General features: G+C 60.7%; 15 protein-coding genes. 3 read left to right on the top strand and 12 right to left on the bottom strand.

Annotated features, from left to right (window positions below):
• The 11 genes from dctP to CAL20_RS04795 form a co-directional block, all read right to left on the bottom strand.
• Entirely contained in the window at nucleotides 1–990 is a 990-nt protein-coding gene (gene dctP / locus CAL20_RS04845) for a TRAP transporter substrate-binding protein DctP (protein ID WP_094819951.1), read from the bottom strand.
• A 106-nt stretch (nucleotides 991–1,096) separates the two neighbouring features.
• Complete coding sequence (locus CAL20_RS04840) at nucleotides 1,097–1,600, bottom strand: MaoC family dehydratase (protein WP_094837332.1); 504 nt, start codon at nucleotides 1,598–1,600, stop codon at nucleotides 1,097–1,099.
• Nucleotides 1,601–1,770: 170 nt separating this feature from the next.
• The gene (locus CAL20_RS04835) at nucleotides 1,771–2,703 is read right to left on the bottom strand and encodes a sugar kinase (protein WP_094820160.1); all 933 of its coding nucleotides are present in this window, start codon (nucleotides 2,701–2,703) and stop codon (nucleotides 1,771–1,773) included.
• The gene (locus CAL20_RS04830; RefSeq protein ID WP_094819949.1) at nucleotides 2,696–3,334 is read right to left on the bottom strand and encodes a bifunctional 4-hydroxy-2-oxoglutarate aldolase/2-dehydro-3-deoxy-phosphogluconate aldolase; all 639 of its coding nucleotides are present in this window, start codon (nucleotides 3,332–3,334) and stop codon (nucleotides 2,696–2,698) included. The genes CAL20_RS04835 and CAL20_RS04830 overlap by 8 nt, the downstream gene beginning before the upstream one ends.
• A 374-nt stretch (nucleotides 3,335–3,708) precedes the next feature.
• Nucleotides 3,709–4,518: an SDR family oxidoreductase gene (locus CAL20_RS04825; RefSeq protein WP_094819948.1), complete on the bottom strand. Its 810-nt coding sequence runs from the start codon at nucleotides 4,516–4,518 to the stop codon at nucleotides 3,709–3,711.
• A gap of 56 nt (nucleotides 4,519–4,574) precedes the next feature.
• Entirely contained in the window at nucleotides 4,575–5,597 is a 1,023-nt protein-coding gene (locus CAL20_RS04820) for a TRAP transporter substrate-binding protein (RefSeq protein WP_094819947.1), read from the bottom strand.
• A 142-nt stretch (nucleotides 5,598–5,739) separates the two neighbouring features.
• A complete protein-coding gene (locus CAL20_RS04815) occupies nucleotides 5,740–7,017 on the bottom strand; it encodes a TRAP transporter large permease subunit (protein WP_094819946.1) in 1,278 nt (425 codons plus the stop codon).
• On the bottom strand, nucleotides 7,017–7,541 hold the full coding sequence (locus CAL20_RS04810) for a TRAP transporter small permease (protein WP_094819945.1): 525 nt from the start codon (nucleotides 7,539–7,541) through the stop codon (nucleotides 7,017–7,019). Before CAL20_RS04810 ends, CAL20_RS04815 begins: the two co-directional genes overlap by 1 nt.
• A gap of 103 nt (nucleotides 7,542–7,644) precedes the next feature.
• Nucleotides 7,645–8,799 (bottom strand): fumarylacetoacetate hydrolase family protein, encoded by a 1,155-nt coding sequence (locus CAL20_RS04805; RefSeq protein ID WP_094837360.1) that lies wholly within the window; start codon nucleotides 8,797–8,799, stop codon nucleotides 7,645–7,647.
• 153 nt (nucleotides 8,800–8,952) lie between these two features.
• Nucleotides 8,953–9,705 (bottom strand): FadR/GntR family transcriptional regulator, encoded by a 753-nt coding sequence (locus tag CAL20_RS04800; protein ID WP_094837331.1) that lies wholly within the window; start codon nucleotides 9,703–9,705, stop codon nucleotides 8,953–8,955.
• A gap of 30 nt (nucleotides 9,706–9,735) precedes the next feature.
• The gene (locus CAL20_RS04795; protein WP_094819943.1) at nucleotides 9,736–11,175 is read right to left on the bottom strand and encodes an FAD-binding oxidoreductase; all 1,440 of its coding nucleotides are present in this window, start codon (nucleotides 11,173–11,175) and stop codon (nucleotides 9,736–9,738) included.
• Nucleotides 11,176–11,345: 170 nt separating this feature from the next.
• On the opposite strand from CAL20_RS04795, the gene denD reads away from it, so the two are divergent.
• Both denD and CAL20_RS04785 read left to right on the top strand, forming a co-directional pair.
• On the top strand, nucleotides 11,346–12,332 hold the full coding sequence (gene denD / locus CAL20_RS04790) for a D-erythronate dehydrogenase (RefSeq protein WP_094819942.1): 987 nt from the start codon (nucleotides 11,346–11,348) through the stop codon (nucleotides 12,330–12,332).
• 12 nt (nucleotides 12,333–12,344) lie between these two features.
• Nucleotides 12,345–14,132 (top strand): IlvD/Edd family dehydratase, encoded by a 1,788-nt coding sequence (locus CAL20_RS04785; protein WP_094819941.1) that lies wholly within the window; start codon nucleotides 12,345–12,347, stop codon nucleotides 14,130–14,132.
• A 70-nt stretch (nucleotides 14,133–14,202) separates the two neighbouring features.
• Here the strand turns inward: CAL20_RS04785 and ggt are convergent, their stop codons facing one another.
• The gene (gene ggt / locus CAL20_RS04780; RefSeq protein WP_094819940.1) at nucleotides 14,203–15,960 is read right to left on the bottom strand and encodes a gamma-glutamyltransferase; all 1,758 of its coding nucleotides are present in this window, start codon (nucleotides 15,958–15,960) and stop codon (nucleotides 14,203–14,205) included.
• A 178-nt stretch (nucleotides 15,961–16,138) separates the two neighbouring features.
• Here ggt and CAL20_RS04775 point away from each other — a divergent pair, with 178 nt between their 5' ends.
• Nucleotides 16,139–17,038, top strand: a complete 900-nt coding sequence (locus CAL20_RS04775; protein ID WP_094819939.1) for a LysR family transcriptional regulator — start codon at nucleotides 16,139–16,141, stop codon at nucleotides 17,036–17,038.
• Nucleotides 17,039–17,236: the final 198 nt, after the last annotated feature.

The raw sequence follows: 17,236 nt of genomic DNA, 5'->3' as shown, positions 1-17,236 counted from the left end.
TCAAACCCCGCAACGCTTGGCCAGCTCGTCGACCTGTTTGACGACCTCGGGGTATTTATCGGTGTAGACCTTTCTGGCGGCTTCGGCACGGGATTTCCATTCCGCGCTGGCGGCCTCGTCGGCCACGCGATAGACCGATCCTTCGTCTTGCATTTTTTTCACGAGTTTCGCGTCATCTGCACGGGCTTCTTTCCATTGGCGCGGAATGATGCTGTTCAAACTGTCCACGATGGCTTGGCGCTGAGATGCCGAGAGCGTCTCCATCCATGCCCTGTCCACGACAATGGCATAGGTAGCCAAGGACATGCCCGGGACATGGAATGCGTACTTGCCCGTTTTGCCTATCATCTCGGCCCAGCCTGCCGGCGACGTCAACACGCCGTCGATCGCGCCCTGCGCCAGGGCCGAACTCATTTCCGATGCAGCCATGGAAATCGGGCTGGCGCCGAACCCGCGCACCATGTCCAGGAAAATGCGGCCGCCTGTCACGCGCAGCTTGGCCCCTTGCATATCAGCGAGCGACTTCACGTCCCGGTCACGAAAGATGAAAAACAGATCTGCGGTGCGCAACAGGCCCAACACCTGCAATTGCCTGGATTTCAAGCGTTCGGATATCAAATCAGTCAGGCCGCTGGCAAAGCAGGCGTTTTCCATTTTTTGATCTGACAGGCCGAACGGCAGATTCAGATAGCCCAAGCCCGCATCCAGTGTCTCCAGCCGCACCGATACCGGCCATACCATGTGCACGGCGCCGGTACCCAGTGCCGCTACCCCGTCCTGATCGTTGTACAGCTGCGAGGCGGGAAAGACCTTGACTTGGACTTCGCCGTTAGTGCGTTTCGCGACGTCCTTGGCGAATTCATTCATGTATTGCGTTTTCCAGTGCGAAGCCGCGACTTCGGAAGTCAGCACCATCTCGACCGCACTGGCGCTCACTGGAATGGCCAACGCGCATAGGACGGCAAGCCGGCGGAAAAGCGGATAAAACATAGCAATATCTCCTGAAGTGAGTACTGCAATGCCACGGCTCCCTCCAGACGTAGAGAGCCCTTGAGCCACGCAGGCCCATCAAACAAGTGAAAGTGAAATGCCGGCGCTACTTGTCGCCGACGGCGTGACCGCGTTTGGGTACCAGGCAGGACCGGACGAAGTTCATGACCTCTACGCCGTTCTGGTTATAGGCCCGCGTCCGGGTCGTCACGATGCCCTGTGTCGGCCGGCTGCGCGATTCACGCAGCTCCAGCACTTCGGATTCTGCATACAAGGTGTCACCGGCAAAAACGGGAGCAGTCAGGTTGATCTCTTTCCAACCCAGATTGGCGATCGCTTTACCGCTGACGTCCGCGACGGTCATCCCCAGCACGATCGCCACGGTCAAGCCGCTATTGACCAGCAAACGGCCAAACTCGCTTTCCGAGGCAAATGCAGCGTCGCAATGCATGGGATGGAAATTCATCGTCAACAGCGAAAACTGAATATTGTCCGCGTCTGTCAACGTACGGCCAGGCCGATGCTCATACACCGCGCCTAACTCGAACTCCTCCAAATAGCGTCCAAAGCTGAAGCGATACCGCTGAGGGCCTGTCTCTACTACCTCCATGCTGCCTCCTTTGTACAGTTTGTTAGTTTGTCTGGACAAATAGTCCATCAAGCGAAGGAGCATGTCAACGACTTTTTGTCGTGCGATGCAACACAGAGAGAAAAAAAAGCGTTGGCACCGCCCACATGGCGATGCCAACGCTTTTACTGGGGAACGGTTATCAGGCGGTGCTAGTCTGCCGCATCCAGAAACGCCCTGACCTGCTCAGGTCCAGGCAAGGGATCGACTGCACCATATCCGGTGGTGGACAAACCTGCAGCCGCGTTAGCGTAATAGCAGGCCTGCAACCAATCGTCTCCGGCGCAGGCTCGCGCCAGTAAATTGCCTGCGAAGCAATCGCCTGCCCCGGTAGCGTCGACGGCTTGTACTTTGCGCGGCGCAATGGGCGTGCGAGACAGTTTGTCGTCCAGGATCACACCCTTGCTGCCCATCTTCAGTACGACAATGGCGTGGTCGTTGACGGCGCGAATCCAGTCCAGGATCGCATCCGGCTGGTCCATCCCGGTCATCAACGCCATGTCGTCCAGACCTGGGAGAAACACGTCGCACTGGGCGATGGCTTCGCGCAGGATGGCGCGAGCGCGTGACATCGGCCACAGGCGGGCACGCAGGTTGGCATCCAGGCACGAGCGCGTTCCGGCGCTGCGCGCGCGCTCCATGGCGGCGAACACGGTATCGCATGCGGTGGTGCTGATGGCCAGACTGATACCGGATACGTGCAGATAACGCGATCGTTCGACCAGCCCATGCTGCAGGTCCGCGGGCCGCATGCGAGCGGCGGCCGACTCGTGGCGTGCGTAGCTGAAGCGATGGCCTTCTGCCGTATGCTGCACGAAATACAGGCCGTTGTTGGCCTGTTCGTCGCATATCATGCCGGACACATCGACGCCTTCGTTGCGCCAGGTTTGCAGCAGCAATTCGCCGAAATCATCATTGCCGCCGTAGCGGCCCAGATAGGCGGTGCGAGCGCCTGCGCGCGCTGCGGCGATGATGACGTTCGAGGTGTCGCCGCCGATGCCTTGGCGGTACATGGGCTCGCCCGGCACGGTCTGGTTGAATTCGATCAAAGCCTCCCCGAGACCCACCACGTCGAAATCATGCACGGCCATGGGCGACCTCCCGAGTCTGGCGCACGGCTGCCAAGAGGCTGTCGGTGTCGCGCGCGGCAAAGGCTTTTTTGTCGTAGAGAGAGGACCCTATGCCGACGAAGTTGGCGCCAGCGCGCAAATAGTCGTGCATGTTGCCGGCGGAGATGCCGCCTGTGGGGCAGAACACAGCATGTGGGAACACGGCTCGCAGGGCGGCGAGATGTGCGGGGCCGCCTGTGTCGGCGGGAAAGATTTTTACGACGTCGGCTTTGGCCCGGGTCGCGGCCATGACTTCGCTGGGCGTGAACGCGCCTACGAGGCAGAGTTTGCCGGCCTCATGGGTGGGCGGGATCATGTCGGTGGCCAATCCAGGGGACACCAGGAAATCGGCGCCGGCTTTGAGTACGGCGTCTGCCTGGGCCGCGTCCATCAAGGTGCCTACGCCTAGCAGAACGGCACTGCCGTGTTGCTGGCGCAGGGTCTGCAGGACGTTCAGGACATCCGGGATGGTCCAGGTCAGTTCGATGGCTTCGAAGCCTGCGCGGATGGCGATGTCTGCGGCGTACAGGGCCTGGTCGGCGTCGGTGTAACGGAGGACGGGAACCACGCGGGTCTGGATCAATGTGGTTAGCAGAGGGGTGGGCATGGGGATTGTCCTGGGGATGTTCTGTTCACGGGGGACGGCTCGAGGATGGCCACGGGTGTTTCGAGGCGGTTCACGAGGATCTCAATAGTGTTCACGGGTATTTCATAGGCCGTTCACGGGTGTCTCAATGGAGACGTCCCTGCCGCACGCCGGGCAGTTCGCTGCCGGCCCTATCGCCGCGACTCGGCCCGTCAGCAGGGGCCTCGGCCTCGCTGCGCGAGGCTGAATCGCGGCTCAACGGGCCGGCAGCGAACCGCCCGGCGCGCGGCAGGGACTCGCGATGAGGGCTGGCCATGGGCGTTGAGGGTTGGGATGGCATCGCTGGTTGCTTTACTGGTTGCTGATTGGAACGTGGCTTGTGCCTTCAACTTGTTTTATACGCTGGCGGTCATGCCGCCGTCTACGAAGAGGGTGTGGCCGTTGACGAAAGAGGAGGCGTCGCTGGCTAGGAACACGGCGGCGCCGACGAGCTCTTCGGGGTTGCCCCAGCGGCCCGCAGGGGTACGTTGACTGAGCCACTGCGTGAAGTCGGGGTTGTCTACCAGTGCCTGTGTGAGTTCGGTACGGAAATAGCCCGGGGCGATGGCGTTAATTTGCAGACCGTGGCGCGCCCAGTCGGTTGCCATGCCGCGCGTGAGATTGCGTACGGCACCCTTGGTTGCAGTGTACGGGGCGATGCCCGGGCGGGCCAGTTCGCTCTGTACGGAGGCGATGTTGACGATTTTGCCCCGGCCGCGCGCGATCATGTGGGCGGCCGCGGGTTTGCTGACGTAGAAGATGCTGCTGATGTTGGTGCGCATCAGGGCGTCCCATTGATCTACAGGGAACTGCTCCAATGGGCCGCGATGCTGCATGCCGGCATTGTTGACCAAGATGTCGATGGGGCCGAATTCCGATTCGGCATGGTCGATCCCTGCCTGTGCAGCAGCAGGGTCGGTCACGTCGAACGGGAGCGCATGAATGGACAAACCCTCGTCGCGTAAACGGCGCGCGGCTTCGTTCAGACGCGCCACGTTGCGCGCATTCATGATCACGGTGGCGCCATGCTGGGCCAGCCCGCGCGCTAACGCGTAGCCTAATCCTTGGCTGGAACCTGTCACCAGGGCGCGCCGGCCGGATAGGTCAAACAGGGAATGGGCTACTGCCGATGATCGCGTTGCCGGTTCGTTTACATGCTGTGTCATTGGCTTTTCCTGGTCAGGCTGGCCGGCCCTGTGGGCACGGCGCAGCCTGATGACGATCAAGAACCGTTCTTTGCACGCAAGGCGGCAAGCTCTTTCTGAACGCGGTCCACGACATCGGCGCCGATTGTGGCTTTGTGCTGCTCGTACACCGATTGGACTTTGTCGCGCATGCGCTTTTGCTCTTCGGGGCTGACGTTGTTCACCTCGAGACCGGCTTTCTTGATTTTGGCCAGAGATTCGCCGTTCATTGTCCGAATGACTTTGCGTTCCTCTTTGCCGCCCAGCACGGCGCATTCACGCAATGCGGCCTTCTCGTCATCGGAATAGCGGCTCCAGATCGGCTTGGAGAACAAGACCAGGAAGGGTGTATACGCGTGATTGGTCACAGAGATGTATTTCTGCACCTCATAGAACTTCGAGGTATCGATGGTCACGAACGGATTTTCCTGGCCATCAATAGCACGCGTTTCCAAGGCGGAGAAAATCTCGCCGAATGCCATCGGGGTCGCATTGGCGCCCATGGTGCGGAACGTATCGAGGAAAATATTGTTCTGCATGACGCGCAGTTTGAGATCGCCAAAGTCTTCCCATTTGTTCACGGGATGTTTGGAATTGCTCAGGTTGCGAAAGCCATTTTCCCAATAGGCCAGGTTGACCACGCCGGCCGCGTCGAGTTTTTCATTGATGAACTTTCCGAACTCGCCGTCCATGATGGCGTCGGCTTCTTGCTCATTGCTGAACAGGAACGGCAAATCGAATACGCCCAAAGAAGGTACCAGACCCACCAGCGGCGAAGACGACGTGATCACGGCCTCTTGCGTGCCTGAGCGCAATGCTTGCGTAGCCTGCATATCGTCGCCCAGCGAACTGCTCCAGTATGCGGTGATCTTCATTTTGCCGCCGGATTTCTCCTGCAGGCACTCATTAAAGACTTTGACGCCGTTGCCCACCGGGTGTTCTTGAGCCAAGCCATTGGACAGGCGAATGTTGCGCGACTTGAAGTCGCCCGCGGCGGACGCGGGTAATGCGGTAGCGGCGCCTAGAGCGGCGATGGCGGCGGCTATGACTAGTTTCTTCATGTAGATCTCCTCATCTGATCGGCAGATTTTGTCTTTCGATATCAGTCAGTAAACGTTGGACTTGGGTAAAGCGGCGAGTCTTGTTGCTCGCTTCGTACGTCTGGCCGCAACGTGTCGTCACGGCGAACTCAACATCAGGAACCTAGAACAACCAATGCATGGGCACGGTGATCAGTTCCGGGAAAATCACGAACAACACGAGCAACACCGAATACGCCAGCAGGAACGGCATCACTCCCCACACCACGCGCCCCAAGGGGACGCGCGCCACACCGCTGACCACGTTCAGCACCACACCCACCGGCGGCGTCAACAAGCCGATGCAGTTGTTCATGATGAACATGACGCCGAAATACACGGGGTCGATTCCAGCCAGCTTTACAACAGGCATCAGCACCGGCGTCATGATCAGGATTGTGGGGGTGAGATCCAGCGCGGTGCCGACGATCATCACGAGCACCATGATCACGAACATCAGCAGCTTGGGCTGGTCGATCAAGGGCTCGATCAACGCAGTAACCTCGCCCGGAATGTCCGCAGCCGTGATCAGCCAGGCCGATACCATGGCGGCCGCCACGAGGAACATCACCACTGCCGTCGTCTTGCCGGACTTCAGGAACACCTCATACAGATGAGAGAGCTTCAGTTCGCGGTAGACGAATGTGCCCACAAACCAGGCATAGACAGCAGCCACCACGGCAGCCTCGGTGGGCGTGACCACCCCCATCCGGATACCGCCCAGAATGATCACCGGCATGCCCAGCGCCCATGCGCCGCGCCCCGTCGCCTGCAAGCGTTGTTTCATGCTTTGCTTGGGCAGGGGCTTGATGTCGGATTTGCGCACCAGCCACAGCCAGGTAGCCACCAGCGTCAATCCCATCATCAACCCCGGCGCAATGCCGGCCATGAACAGTTTGGAAATCGACACGTTGGCCGCCACGCCGAACACGATGAATGCCATCGACGGCGGAATCACCGGTGCAATGATGCCCCCCGACGCCATCAGCCCAGCCGAGCGCGGCACGTTGTAGCCGGCCTCGCGCATCATGGGGATGAGGATGGACGCCAACGCTGCCGTATCGGCAGCAGCCGATCCCGACAAGCTGGCCATGATGACTGCAGCCAGAATGGCAACGATACCAAGGCCGCCCTTGATGTGGCCCACGCAGGCCAATGCAAAATCAATGATGCGGCGCGACAGGCCGCCGGCGTTCATCAACTCGCCTGCCAGCAGGAAAAAGGGAATCGCCAAGAGAGTAAATGCATCGGCACCCGTGACCATGTTCTGCGCCACGATCTGCGCATTGAACATATCCATGTGCCACATCAGCGCGATACCGCAGAAAATCAGGGCAAAGGCGATCGGCACGCCTACAGCCATGGCGCCCAGCAGCGAACCTACAAAGATCAGCAACGTCATCAGACCACCTCCGCAATCTGGCCGTCTTCACCGACAAAGCGGGCGATTTCTTCGTCGCTGATCCTGCCTATCAAGACCTGTATCAATCTCAACGCCGATATCAAAAAGCAGGCTGCGCCAGTGAACAGCCCGATGCCGTAGACCCAGGCCAGAGACAGCCCTGTGACCGGTGCGAACATGGTGGCGTTGATATCGAACTGCATGACCGCGCCCCAGAAAAAGATCGCGGAACTGCCCATGATGATGATGTTGCTCAACGCCATGCATATCAGGCGGCCGCGCCGTCCGAAACGCTGAACCAGGCTTTCGATGCCCATATGCGAGTGTTCGCGAAATGTCAGCACAGCTCCCACAAAGGTCAGCCAGACGAAGCAGTAGCGCGACAATTCCTCGGACACCACGATCCCGGAATTGAATCCATAACGCAGCAGCACGTTGCCAAATACCATGACCACCATGGCAGCCAGCAACAGGACCATGATTAGGCCCAGAAATTTATAAAACAGCTCAGTGACTCGTTGCATACTTGTCTCCTTGGTGATCGCGCTGCGCCCTCCGGCGTGCGCGATGCGTTATTAGTCATCATGCAGAGCAATGCTGTGGCTGACCGGGGCCAGCCGGGACCTTCTATGCTTTAGGCGTCAACAACCCCCTCTCAGCCAGATTGCGCATCAATGCGCCAACGCCGAATGTCCATTCGGGACAAGCATCTGACGTATCGACCCAGTTGACCAACTGCCCCAGCGCGGGACTCGAGATACTGACGCGGTCGCCCACCTCGTGAGTAAAGCCCTGCCCTTCACCGCGCCGGTCTTTGGTCGGCGCGAACATGGTGCCCAGGAACAACACGGCGCCGTCGGGATATTGATGGCAGCGATTCAACAACTGATCGGCCAGATCGCGCGGCGTACGGCTGATCGCCGACATCGGGCTGACGCCCTGCATGTGAAACCCGTCGGTCCCTCGCACATCCAGCGACACCTCTAACTGGCCCAAGGCCGCGAGGGTGAATTCGTCATCGAGCAAACGGATGAAAGGTCCAATGGCGCAAGAAGCGTTGTTGTCCTTGGCCTTGCTCAAGAGCAAGGCAGACCGCCCCTCGAAGTCGCGCAAGTTGACATCGTTGCCCAGGGTGGCGCCGACGATACGGCCGTCCGAGGTAATCGCCAGCACGACTTCGGGCTCGGGATTGTTCCAATGCGATCCGGGATGAATGCCGATCGTTGCGCCGCAGCCCACCGACGACATGGGTTGCGCCTTGGTAAAGATCTCTGCGTCCGGACCGATGCCGACCTCGAGGTACTGCGACCACAGGCCCATATCCTGTAGCAGTGCTTTGACCTGTTGTGCCTGTTCCGAACCTGCCACGAGACCGCGCAGGTTATCTCCCAGCACGGGCGCCAATTTGGCGCGGATCGCCTGGGCCTGGGAGGGATCGCCTTTGGCTTGTTCTTCGATCACGCGCTCCAGCATGCTGTCGGCAAACGTTACGCCGGCCGCCTTGACGGCCTGCAGATCGAGCGGGGCCAGCAATTCACCGGCTGAGCCATCGAGAAAATCCTGCACGCTGCCCAACGCAGGCAGATCGCGATTCTGATCAAACTGCTTCAGCAGGTCAGAACGCTCGAGCAATGCGGATAGCGTGCACGCCACGCTGCTGGCATCATAAAGCTGCCCCTGGCGCAGGAATACCGGGCATGGCCCACCCATCTGCTTGGACCAGACACGGCCGACCAGGCGGGCCTTGCCGATATCACGGGGCAGAATATCGGCCGCGCTCATCTGCGCACGTTGAGCAGCTGCGTCGCCTCGCTTCGTGGAGGTATCTGAGGATGCGCCGGGCGCAGTCATTCTAGTCTCCTGATCGCGCATATCGCGCGAATACGGTTGTCATTCGAAATAAAAATGTCGCGAGCGCTTTATCCCGCCTCGATATCAAGCCACTCCACCGTCGTCTCTGGCGCTATCGCCGGTGGGGCTCTCCAATTGCAGATCCAGGCGCGCGGCAGCTCCCAGAATATGGGTTCGCATCGCGGCACGCGCCTGCATCATGTCGCGCGACGCGATGGCATCGCGTACCGCCGTATGTTCGGCGACGGTAATCTGCACAATCTGTTCCAGCTCGGCACGCGCACGCGCCACCGCAATCGTGTTGGTGATTTTTTCGCCGATGAATCCCACGAACATCGAGTAGTACTCGTTATGCGTAGCGTCGGCCAGCGCGCAATGAAACTCCAGATCCGCAGCGACACCCTCGGACGTCCAGCGGGTATCCATGCCGCGCATGATGTCGAGCGCTTCATCCAGGCGTTCGAGTTCCTCGGCGGTGTGATGCAACGCCGCCAGTCCCGCCGCCTCGACCTCCAAAGGCACGCGCAGCTGAAAGAGACTGCGAAAGCTTTCGGGGTTGGACAAATCGGTACTATCGATGCGAATGACCGGCCGGCGCTGCGGCTCCAGCACAAATGCGCCGACGCCCTGCCGGGTATCGAGCAGGCCCTCATTGCGCAATTGCGCAATGGCCTCGCGCACAACCGAACGGCTCACGCCGAACGTCCTGGCCAGTTCGTGTTCCGTAGGAAGTTTCTCGCCGGCCTTGAGCCGGCCCGACGAGATTTCTTGTCCTATGGTCGCAGCGACCTTGGCAGGCAAATGCTCCAAGCGCTGGATCTGTCCGAAGTTAACCATTGTGTTCCTGCGTTATGGCGTCAGCGCCCATCAGGCATTGCACCGTATCTGGCAATTTGGATTGAGCCTGCCATCCGGATCAATCGCCCGCTTGATGGCCGTCAACAGCTGGCGGCGCGGGTCGCTGATACGCGCCTCGAATTCAGGGCGTTTCAAACGGCCAATGCCGTGCTCGGCACTGATACTGCCGCGAAACTCGTCAATCACGGCGTTGATACAGTCCTTGGCATCGTGAATCACGCGATCGCGCTCGACGGCATCTGCAGAGGCGGGCGGAATCACATTGATGTGCACATTGCCATCACCCACGTGACCATATGACAGCGTCAGGCAATCAGGAAACTCGGCCCGCAGCCGCGTCTCGGCCTGCTCGACAAAACTCGACAATTGAGACAGCGACACCGACACATCGGTACGCAGATGCGCGCCACGCTGCGCCTGACCCTCGTTCATGGCCTCGCGGAATTTCCAGAGATTGGCGGCCTGCGCCCGAGAGGCTGCCACCACCCCATCACGCACCAGCTCATCGGCCATGACGTTTTCCAGAAAACGGTCCAGCAAGGCGCGCATATCGACCAGGCCCGAACCTGAGAGCTCCATCAGCACATAACCGGGATGGTCCATTGCGATCGGCAGCGTGAGGCTGGGAATCGCCTCGCGCGCCAGCATGAAGGCCGACGGCGGCATGAACTCGAAAGCAGTCATCAGATCGCAACAATCGCGCCGTGCGCGGCGGTACAGCGCAATCGCCGTATGCAGCGAGTCCACGCCCAGCAAGGCCGTCTCGACCTGTTCGGGACGCGGGTGCAGTTTCAACGACACCGCGGTGACCACACCCAGGATGCCTTCGGCGCCGATGAACAATTGCTTGATGTCGATGCCGCGGTTGTCTTTACGCAAGGTCCCCAACGCATCCAGGATCGTGCCGTCTGGCAGCACGACTTCCAGTCCCAATACCTGCTCGCGCGCCATGCCATAACGCAATACGTTAATGCCGCCGGCATTGGTGCTGATATTGCCGCCTATCTGGCAACTGCCCTCGGCGCCCAGCGACAGCCCTAGGAACATACCGGCATCCTCAGCAGCCTCTTGAACCTGTTGCAGGACGCATCCTGCCTCGACCACCGCAGAGAAATCGCCCGGGTCCATGCTGCGCACGCGGTTCATGCGCTCCAGGGTCAACACGACTTGATGCTGAGGATCATCAGGAGTGGCTCCCAACACCAAGCCGGTGTTCCCCCCTTGAGGAACGACAGCCAGTCCCAGTTCGGCACACACGCGCACCGCCTCTGCCACGGCTTGCGTGGAATCGGGGCGCAATACGGCCACCGCGCCCGAAGTCACGTCGCCATGCCAGTCGCGGCAATAACGCACCTGGTCCTGAGGATCGGTAATCACCGACGCAGCCCCGAGCCTGCGTACCAATGCGGCCTGCAAGTCAGCGGTGTGGGCGATAGCCGACGATGTCATGCGAGTCTCCAGATTTTTTTCGTTGGGCTGGTTTTTACCAGTAGTCAGCCTGTCAGACAACCCTATAATAGGTCATCAGATTACCTGGAAGTGCAGGTTATGACTACTAGAGAACAACCCTAGCCCTCGAACAACAACATCGGGCATCGGGATGCCCGGAGGAGACTGTTATGCATATCGCCGTCATTGGCGCGGCCGGGATGGTCGGCCGGAAATTGACCGAATCGTTGGCGCGCGACAACGTGTTGGGCGCGCACCACGTAGACCGATTGACCTTGTGGGACGTCGTGCCCCCGGAGGCGCCCGCGGGATTTGCTGGGCAGGTCGACTGCCAGGCCGCGGATTTGTCCGAGCCGGGCAAGGCCGAGGCGCTCGTGGCCGGCCGGCCCGATCTGATAGTGCATCTGGCAGCAATCGTGTCGGGCGAAGCCGAGCTGGATTTCGACAAGGGCTACCGCATCAATCTGGATGGCACCCGCTATCTGTTTGACGCCATCCGTGTGCAATCGGCAGCCGACGGCTATAAACCCCGCGTCGTGTTCGCCTCATCGATCGCCGTCTATGGCGCGCCGTTGCCCTACCCCATCCCCGACGATTTTCACCATACGCCGTTGACGAGCTATGGCACGCAAAAAGCCATCAGCGAACTGTTGCTGTCCGACTACACGCGACGCGGCTTTTTCGATGGGATAGGGATACGCCTGCCGACCCTGTGCGTACGCCCGGGCAAGCCCAACAAGGCGGCATCGGGCTTTTTTTCCAGCATTTTGCGCGAGCCCCTGGTAGGCCAGGAGGCGGTGCTGCCCGTCCCGGAGGATGTTCGGCATTGGCATGCCTCGCCGCGCTCTGCAGTGGGATTCCTGCGCCATGCCGCCACGCTGGACTTGCAACGTGTGGGACCGAGGCGCAATCTGAACATGCCCGGCGTCAGCGCCACCGTCGGCGAACAGATCGAGGCATTGCGCCGCGTAGCCGGTGACAAGGCCGTCGCGCTGATTCGGCGCGAGCCCGACGCCATGATCACCCAAATGGTCCAAGGCTGGGCCCCCGGATTTACCGCCACGCGGGCGCGCGAGCTGGGCTTTACGGCGGAATCCTCGTTCGACGAGATCATACGCGCCCATATCGAAGACGAACTCGGCGGCAAGCTAGGCTAACCCGGAGTAGACATGAACAACAGTAAAAAACCCGTCAAACGGTTGCGTTCACTGGACTGGTTCGATAATCCGGATCACATCGACATGACAGCGCTGTATCTGGAGCGCTTCATGAATTACGGTGTCACACCGGAGGAACTGCGCTCCGGCAAACCCATCATCGGCATTGCGCAAAGCGGCAGCGATCTGGTGCCCTGCAATCGCGTGCATGTGGAACTGGTCAAACGCGTGCGCGATGGGGTCCGTGATGCCGGCGGCATCCCTATCGAATTCCCGACGCACCCCTTGTTCGAGAACTGCAAACGCCCTACCGCCGCACTCGATCGCAACCTCGCCTATCTGGGCCTGGTGGAAATCCTGTATGGCTATCCCATCGATGGCGTGGTGCTCATGACCGGCTGCGACAAGAGCACGCCTTCTGCCTTGATGGCGGCGTCTACGGTCGACATTCCTGCCATTGTGCTGTCCGGCGGCCCCATGCTGGATGGCTGGCATGAAAATGAGCTGGTAGGCTCCGGCACGGTGATCTGGCGCTCGCGCCGCAAACTCGCCGCAGGGCAAATCAACGAAGAAGAATTCATGCAGGCCGCGTTGGACTCCGCGCCTTCGGTAGGCCACTGCAACACCATGGGCACGGCCTCGACCATGAACGCCATGGCCGAGGCGCTGGGCATGTCGTTGACCGGCTGTGCGGCGATTCCGGCCGCTTATCGCGAACGCGGCCAGATGGCCTACCGCACGGGCCGCCGGGCGGTAGATCTGGTGTTGGATGACATCAAGCCATCCGACATCATGACGCGCTCCGCCTTTTTGAATGCTATCCGCGTCAATACCGCGCTGGGCGGGTCCACCAATGCGCAACCGCACTTGATGGCCATGGCGCGCCATGCGGGTGTGGACTTGCCGCTGGACGACTGGCAACGCGAGGGTTACGACCTGCCGCTATTGGCCAACGTGCAGCCTGCCGGTAAATACTTGAGCGAGCGCTTTCATCGCGCGGGCGGCGTCCCCGCTGTCATGTGGGAACTGCTGCAGCAAGGCAAACTGGACGGCGACTGTCCCACCGTCACGGGCAAGACCGTGCGCGAAAACCTGCAAGGCCGCGAAAGCACGGATCGCGAAGTCATCTATCCCTATGCCGCGCCATTGAAAGAGCGCGCAGGGTTCATGGTACTCAAGGGCAATCTGTTTGATTTCGCGATCATGAAAACCAGCGTGATCTCGGAAGAATTCCGGCAACGCTATTTGAGCGAGCCCGGCAGCGAAGGCATTTTTGAATGCCGCGCGATTGTGTTCGACGGGTCCGAGGATTATCACCGCCGCATCAACGACCCGGCGCTGAATATCGACGAACGCTGCATCCTGGTGATCCGGGGCGCGGGCCCCATTGGCTGGCCAGGCTCGGCCGAGGTCGTCAATATGCAGCCGCCAGACGCTTTGCTGCGCAAGGGTATCTCCAGCCTGCCCACCCTGGGCGACGGACGTCAATCCGGCACGGCCGACAGTCCGTCCATTTTGAACGCGTCGCCCGAAAGCGCCGCCGGAGGCGGGCTGTCGTGGCTGCGCACAGGCGACAAGATACGCATCGATTTGAACCGAGGGCTCTGTGATGCGCTGGTGGACGATGCCGAAATCGCGCGCCGCAAACAAACCGACGGCATTCCCGCCGTGCCCGCCGACGCCACGCCCTGGCAGATGATTTATCGCCGGGGGGTCGGCTCATTGGCCGAGGGCGCGGTATTGGAAGACGCGCTGCAATTCCGGCAGATCGCAAAGCGCATGCCGCGCCACAATCATTGATGGAGCGAATACGGGCGCTGAGGCGCCGGCCTGGGGCAATACCGGCTTAACAGGCGCCCGTACTTCAACCTCAATTTTTCTCACCCAGCACCAACCCCTCACGCCGCGGATCAGCGCCGCCTGTCAAGACACCGCGGTCCATCACGATCCCCTGAATACCGCTGGGAAAATCGGTCAGCTTGACCTCATGGCCCTTGGCTCGCAGCAGCGGCGCCATTTCCACCAACGCGGTTCCCTGCTCCAGCTCGGTCGCTTGGTTGCGGCTGCCCATGTTGGGTAGGGCAATCGCTTGTTGGATATCGAGATTCCAATCCAACACACCGACCAAGGTCTTGGCCACGTAGTTGATGATGGCGCTGCCACCGGGTGAACCTACCGCCATATATGGCTGGCCATCGCGAAACACGATCATCGGCGCCATGGAGCTGCGCGGCCGCTTGCCAGGTTGCACACGGTTGGCGACTAGACGGCCCTCCGGGTCTTGAAATGACATCGAGAAATCGGTCAGTTCATTGTTCAACAAAAAGCCCCTGACAAAGATCTTGCTGCCGAACGCGGACTCTATGGTGTTGGTCATCGACAATACATTGCCCTGCGCATCCACGACAACAACGTGAGTCGTTGAGGGAAGCTCCAAGGCATCATCTGGCGCGCGCTGCGACAGCAGTTTGGCAGGATCGCCCGGCAATGCGGTTCCCATGCTGCGATCGAGATGAACCAATGCGGCGCGTTCGGCCAAGTACGCCGGATTCAACATGGCCTGCACAGGCACCCTGACGAACTCTGGATCGCCAACATAAAAACCCCGATCGGCATAGGCCAGACGCCCCGCCTCGGCGAAATAATGCACCGCCTGCACGCTGTTAGGTCCCAACTGACTCATGGGGAAGTGCTGCAAAATGCCCAGCATCTGCAGCACGGCCAACGGGCCGCTGCTGGGCGGCGGCGCGCCGCACAAACGATATTCGCGATAGTTGCCGCACACCGCCTCGCGCACTCGCGCACGATAGCCCGCCAGATCGGCGACGCTCAGATCGCCTGGACTCGCATGACTACGGACGGCAGCCACGATGTCGCGCGCGATATCTCCGTGATAGAACGCATCGGGCCCTTTGTCGGCGACACGGCTTAGCACGGCGGCATAGTCGGGATTCTTCAGCACGTGTCCGACTGGCCAGGGATTTCCCGCCGCATCCAGAAAATAGCGAGCCGCGGCAGGCTGAGCGGCCAGTGCGTCACGCGACTCCTTGATCTGCGCATGCAACCGGGGAGAGACGGCAAAACCTTGCGTCGCCAGCTCAATGGCGGGTTGGAATAGCGAACGCCATGGCAATTTTCCCTGTTGCCGATGTGCGAGTTCCAGGCCACGCAACAGGCCAGGCGTGCCGACGGATAGGCCATTGTTGACGGCCTGGGCAAACGGCAGCGGTTTGCCGTCGCGCAGGAAACGATCGGGACGCGCGGCCGCGGGCGCAGTTTCCCGGCTGTCGTAGACGCGCAGTTGCCGATTCGCGGCGGCATAGTGAACGAGAAAACCGCCCCCGCCAATACCTGAGGATTGAGGCTCGGTCAGGCCCAGCACCAATTGGGCCGCGATGGCCGCATCGACGGCGCTGCCGCCTTTCTGCAAGATGCGATATCCCGCTTGTGTCGCCAGCGGATTGGCCGTTGCCACCATGAGGTCCCGCCCTGTGACGGCCTGCCGGGTCGTATAGCCTGAGGCGATCTCGGGATTCAGATTTTCGTGCGTGTCGACGGCGACCTGCGCCACGGCAGCGCTCGACAAGGCGGCGGCGCATCCCGCCAGGATACTTTTTCTTATCGACATCAAGATCTCCCCAGCTCATGTTCGCGGCAGGCGTGTCATTTTCGATGCGCGGCAATCGCCTCGGGGCGTTTTGATAAAGCATCGCCGAACTACCACATCGAGTCACAAACGCCGGACCACACGCCCCTTCGCACACATTATCGCAATAGAATGGGGCGTTTTCGCTTCCCCTTTTGCCATGCGCCTTCGACACATCGAGATTTTCGAGGCTATACGCCGCACCGGTTCGCTGACCGAGGCGGCCGCGGCGCTGCATATTTCTCAGCCGGCAGCGAGCAAATTGCTCGCGCACGCAGAGATGCAACTGGGATTCAAGCTGTTCGAGCGCGTCAAAGGCCGGCTGGTCGCGACGCGCGAGGCAGAGATCCTCAGCCCGGAGGTCACCCGGCTGAATCAAGATCTCAATAGCGTACGCAGACTGGCGGCGAGTCTGCGCGAGCGCCCGCACGGCCACATCCGCCTGGGGTGCGCGCCTGCCTTGGGACTGGGCTTGCTGCCTCAAGTGGTGCGCGCCAGCCGCGATAAGCAGCCCGGCATCACGTTCGACATTCATACCTATCACAGCGCCGAGCTGGTCCAGGGGCTGTTGAGCCGCGAACTCGATCTGGCCGTGACGTTCGATATGCAAGACTATGCGGGCCTGACCCGCGCACCGTTGGGCCATACCGAACTGGTGCATCTGGGCCGCAAACCGAACGGCGGCAAAACGACGCGCCTGTCTGATCTGGTCGACGACACCTTGATTGTGCTGGATTCGCGCGATGCCTCGGGGGCGCTGTTGCAAATGGCCCTGGACGCACAGGGCCTGGATCCCGACGTGGCGATTCAGGTGCAAACGCACTATGTGGCCTGCGCCCTGGCCGAGGCAGGTTGCGGCGAGGCTATCGTCGATGCCATCACCGTGCGGGCCATGCTGCGTCCCGGCATGGTGGTGCGCCGGCTGGACCCGCCGCTGAAAGTGCCCCTCAGCATTCTGACGCGCACGCAGGATCCCTTGTCCAATCTGCATCGCGAATTCATTGATCAGCTGAGCCAGGCTTGCGAGACACTGGCGCAGGGTGACCCATCGTACCCATAAATCTGGGTAGGACCGCGGCGTATTGCTGGCATTACTGCTGTTGCTGTGGGCCTGGAGTGGGGGGATGAGTTCTATTGGACGTCGAGGCGGGGCAGTGACCGTGTTGGCGCTTCACGGAGTCGGTCGGCCGCCTTCGCGTCCGACTGCCGCATCGCTCGTCTCGTCCGGCCCCTTCGGGCCTACCTACGACTTCCGCTC

It is taken from the genome of Bordetella genomosp. 4 (genome assembly GCF_002261185.1).
GTDB lineage: Bacteria > Pseudomonadota > Gammaproteobacteria > Burkholderiales > Burkholderiaceae_B > Bordetella_A.
The sequence above is the reverse complement of the archived record's forward strand: the minus strand, read 5'-3'. Positions and strand labels throughout refer to the sequence as shown.

Excerpts from the sequence above, each read along its gene's own strand:
- CAL20_RS04805 (WP_094837360.1), bottom strand. The coding sequence starts at position 8,799 with ATGAGCGCGGCCGATATTCTGCCCCGTGATATCGGCAAGGCCCGCCTG.
- CAL20_RS04830 (WP_094819949.1), bottom strand. The coding sequence starts at position 3,334 with ATGCCCACCCCTCTGCTAACCACATTGATCCAGACCCGCGTGGTTCCC.
- CAL20_RS04795 (WP_094819943.1), bottom strand. The coding sequence starts at position 11,175 with ATGACATCGTCGGCTATCGCCCACACCGCTGACTTGCAGGCCGCATTG.
- CAL20_RS04815 (WP_094819946.1), bottom strand. The coding sequence starts at position 7,017 with ATGACGTTGCTGATCTTTGTAGGTTCGCTGCTGGGCGCCATGGCTGTA.
- ggt (WP_094819940.1), bottom strand. The coding sequence starts at position 15,960 with ATGTCGATAAGAAAAAGTATCCTGGCGGGATGCGCCGCCGCCTTGTCG.
- dctP (WP_094819951.1), bottom strand. The coding sequence starts at position 990 with ATGTTTTATCCGCTTTTCCGCCGGCTTGCCGTCCTATGCGCGTTGGCC.
- CAL20_RS04825 (WP_094819948.1), bottom strand. The coding sequence starts at position 4,518 with ATGACACAGCATGTAAACGAACCGGCAACGCGATCATCGGCAGTAGCC.
- CAL20_RS04810 (WP_094819945.1), bottom strand. The coding sequence starts at position 7,541 with ATGCAACGAGTCACTGAGCTGTTTTATAAATTTCTGGGCCTAATCATG.
- CAL20_RS04785 (WP_094819941.1), top strand. The coding sequence starts at position 12,345 with ATGAACAACAGTAAAAAACCCGTCAAACGGTTGCGTTCACTGGACTGG.
- CAL20_RS04840 (WP_094837332.1), bottom strand. The coding sequence starts at position 1,600 with ATGGAGGTAGTAGAGACAGGCCCTCAGCGGTATCGCTTCAGCTTTGGA.
- CAL20_RS04775 (WP_094819939.1), top strand. The coding sequence starts at position 16,139 with ATGCGCCTTCGACACATCGAGATTTTCGAGGCTATACGCCGCACCGGT.
- CAL20_RS04820 (WP_094819947.1), bottom strand. The coding sequence starts at position 5,597 with ATGAAGAAACTAGTCATAGCCGCCGCCATCGCCGCTCTAGGCGCCGCT.
- CAL20_RS04800 (WP_094837331.1), bottom strand. The coding sequence starts at position 9,705 with ATGGTTAACTTCGGACAGATCCAGCGCTTGGAGCATTTGCCTGCCAAG.
- denD (WP_094819942.1), top strand. The coding sequence starts at position 11,346 with ATGCATATCGCCGTCATTGGCGCGGCCGGGATGGTCGGCCGGAAATTG.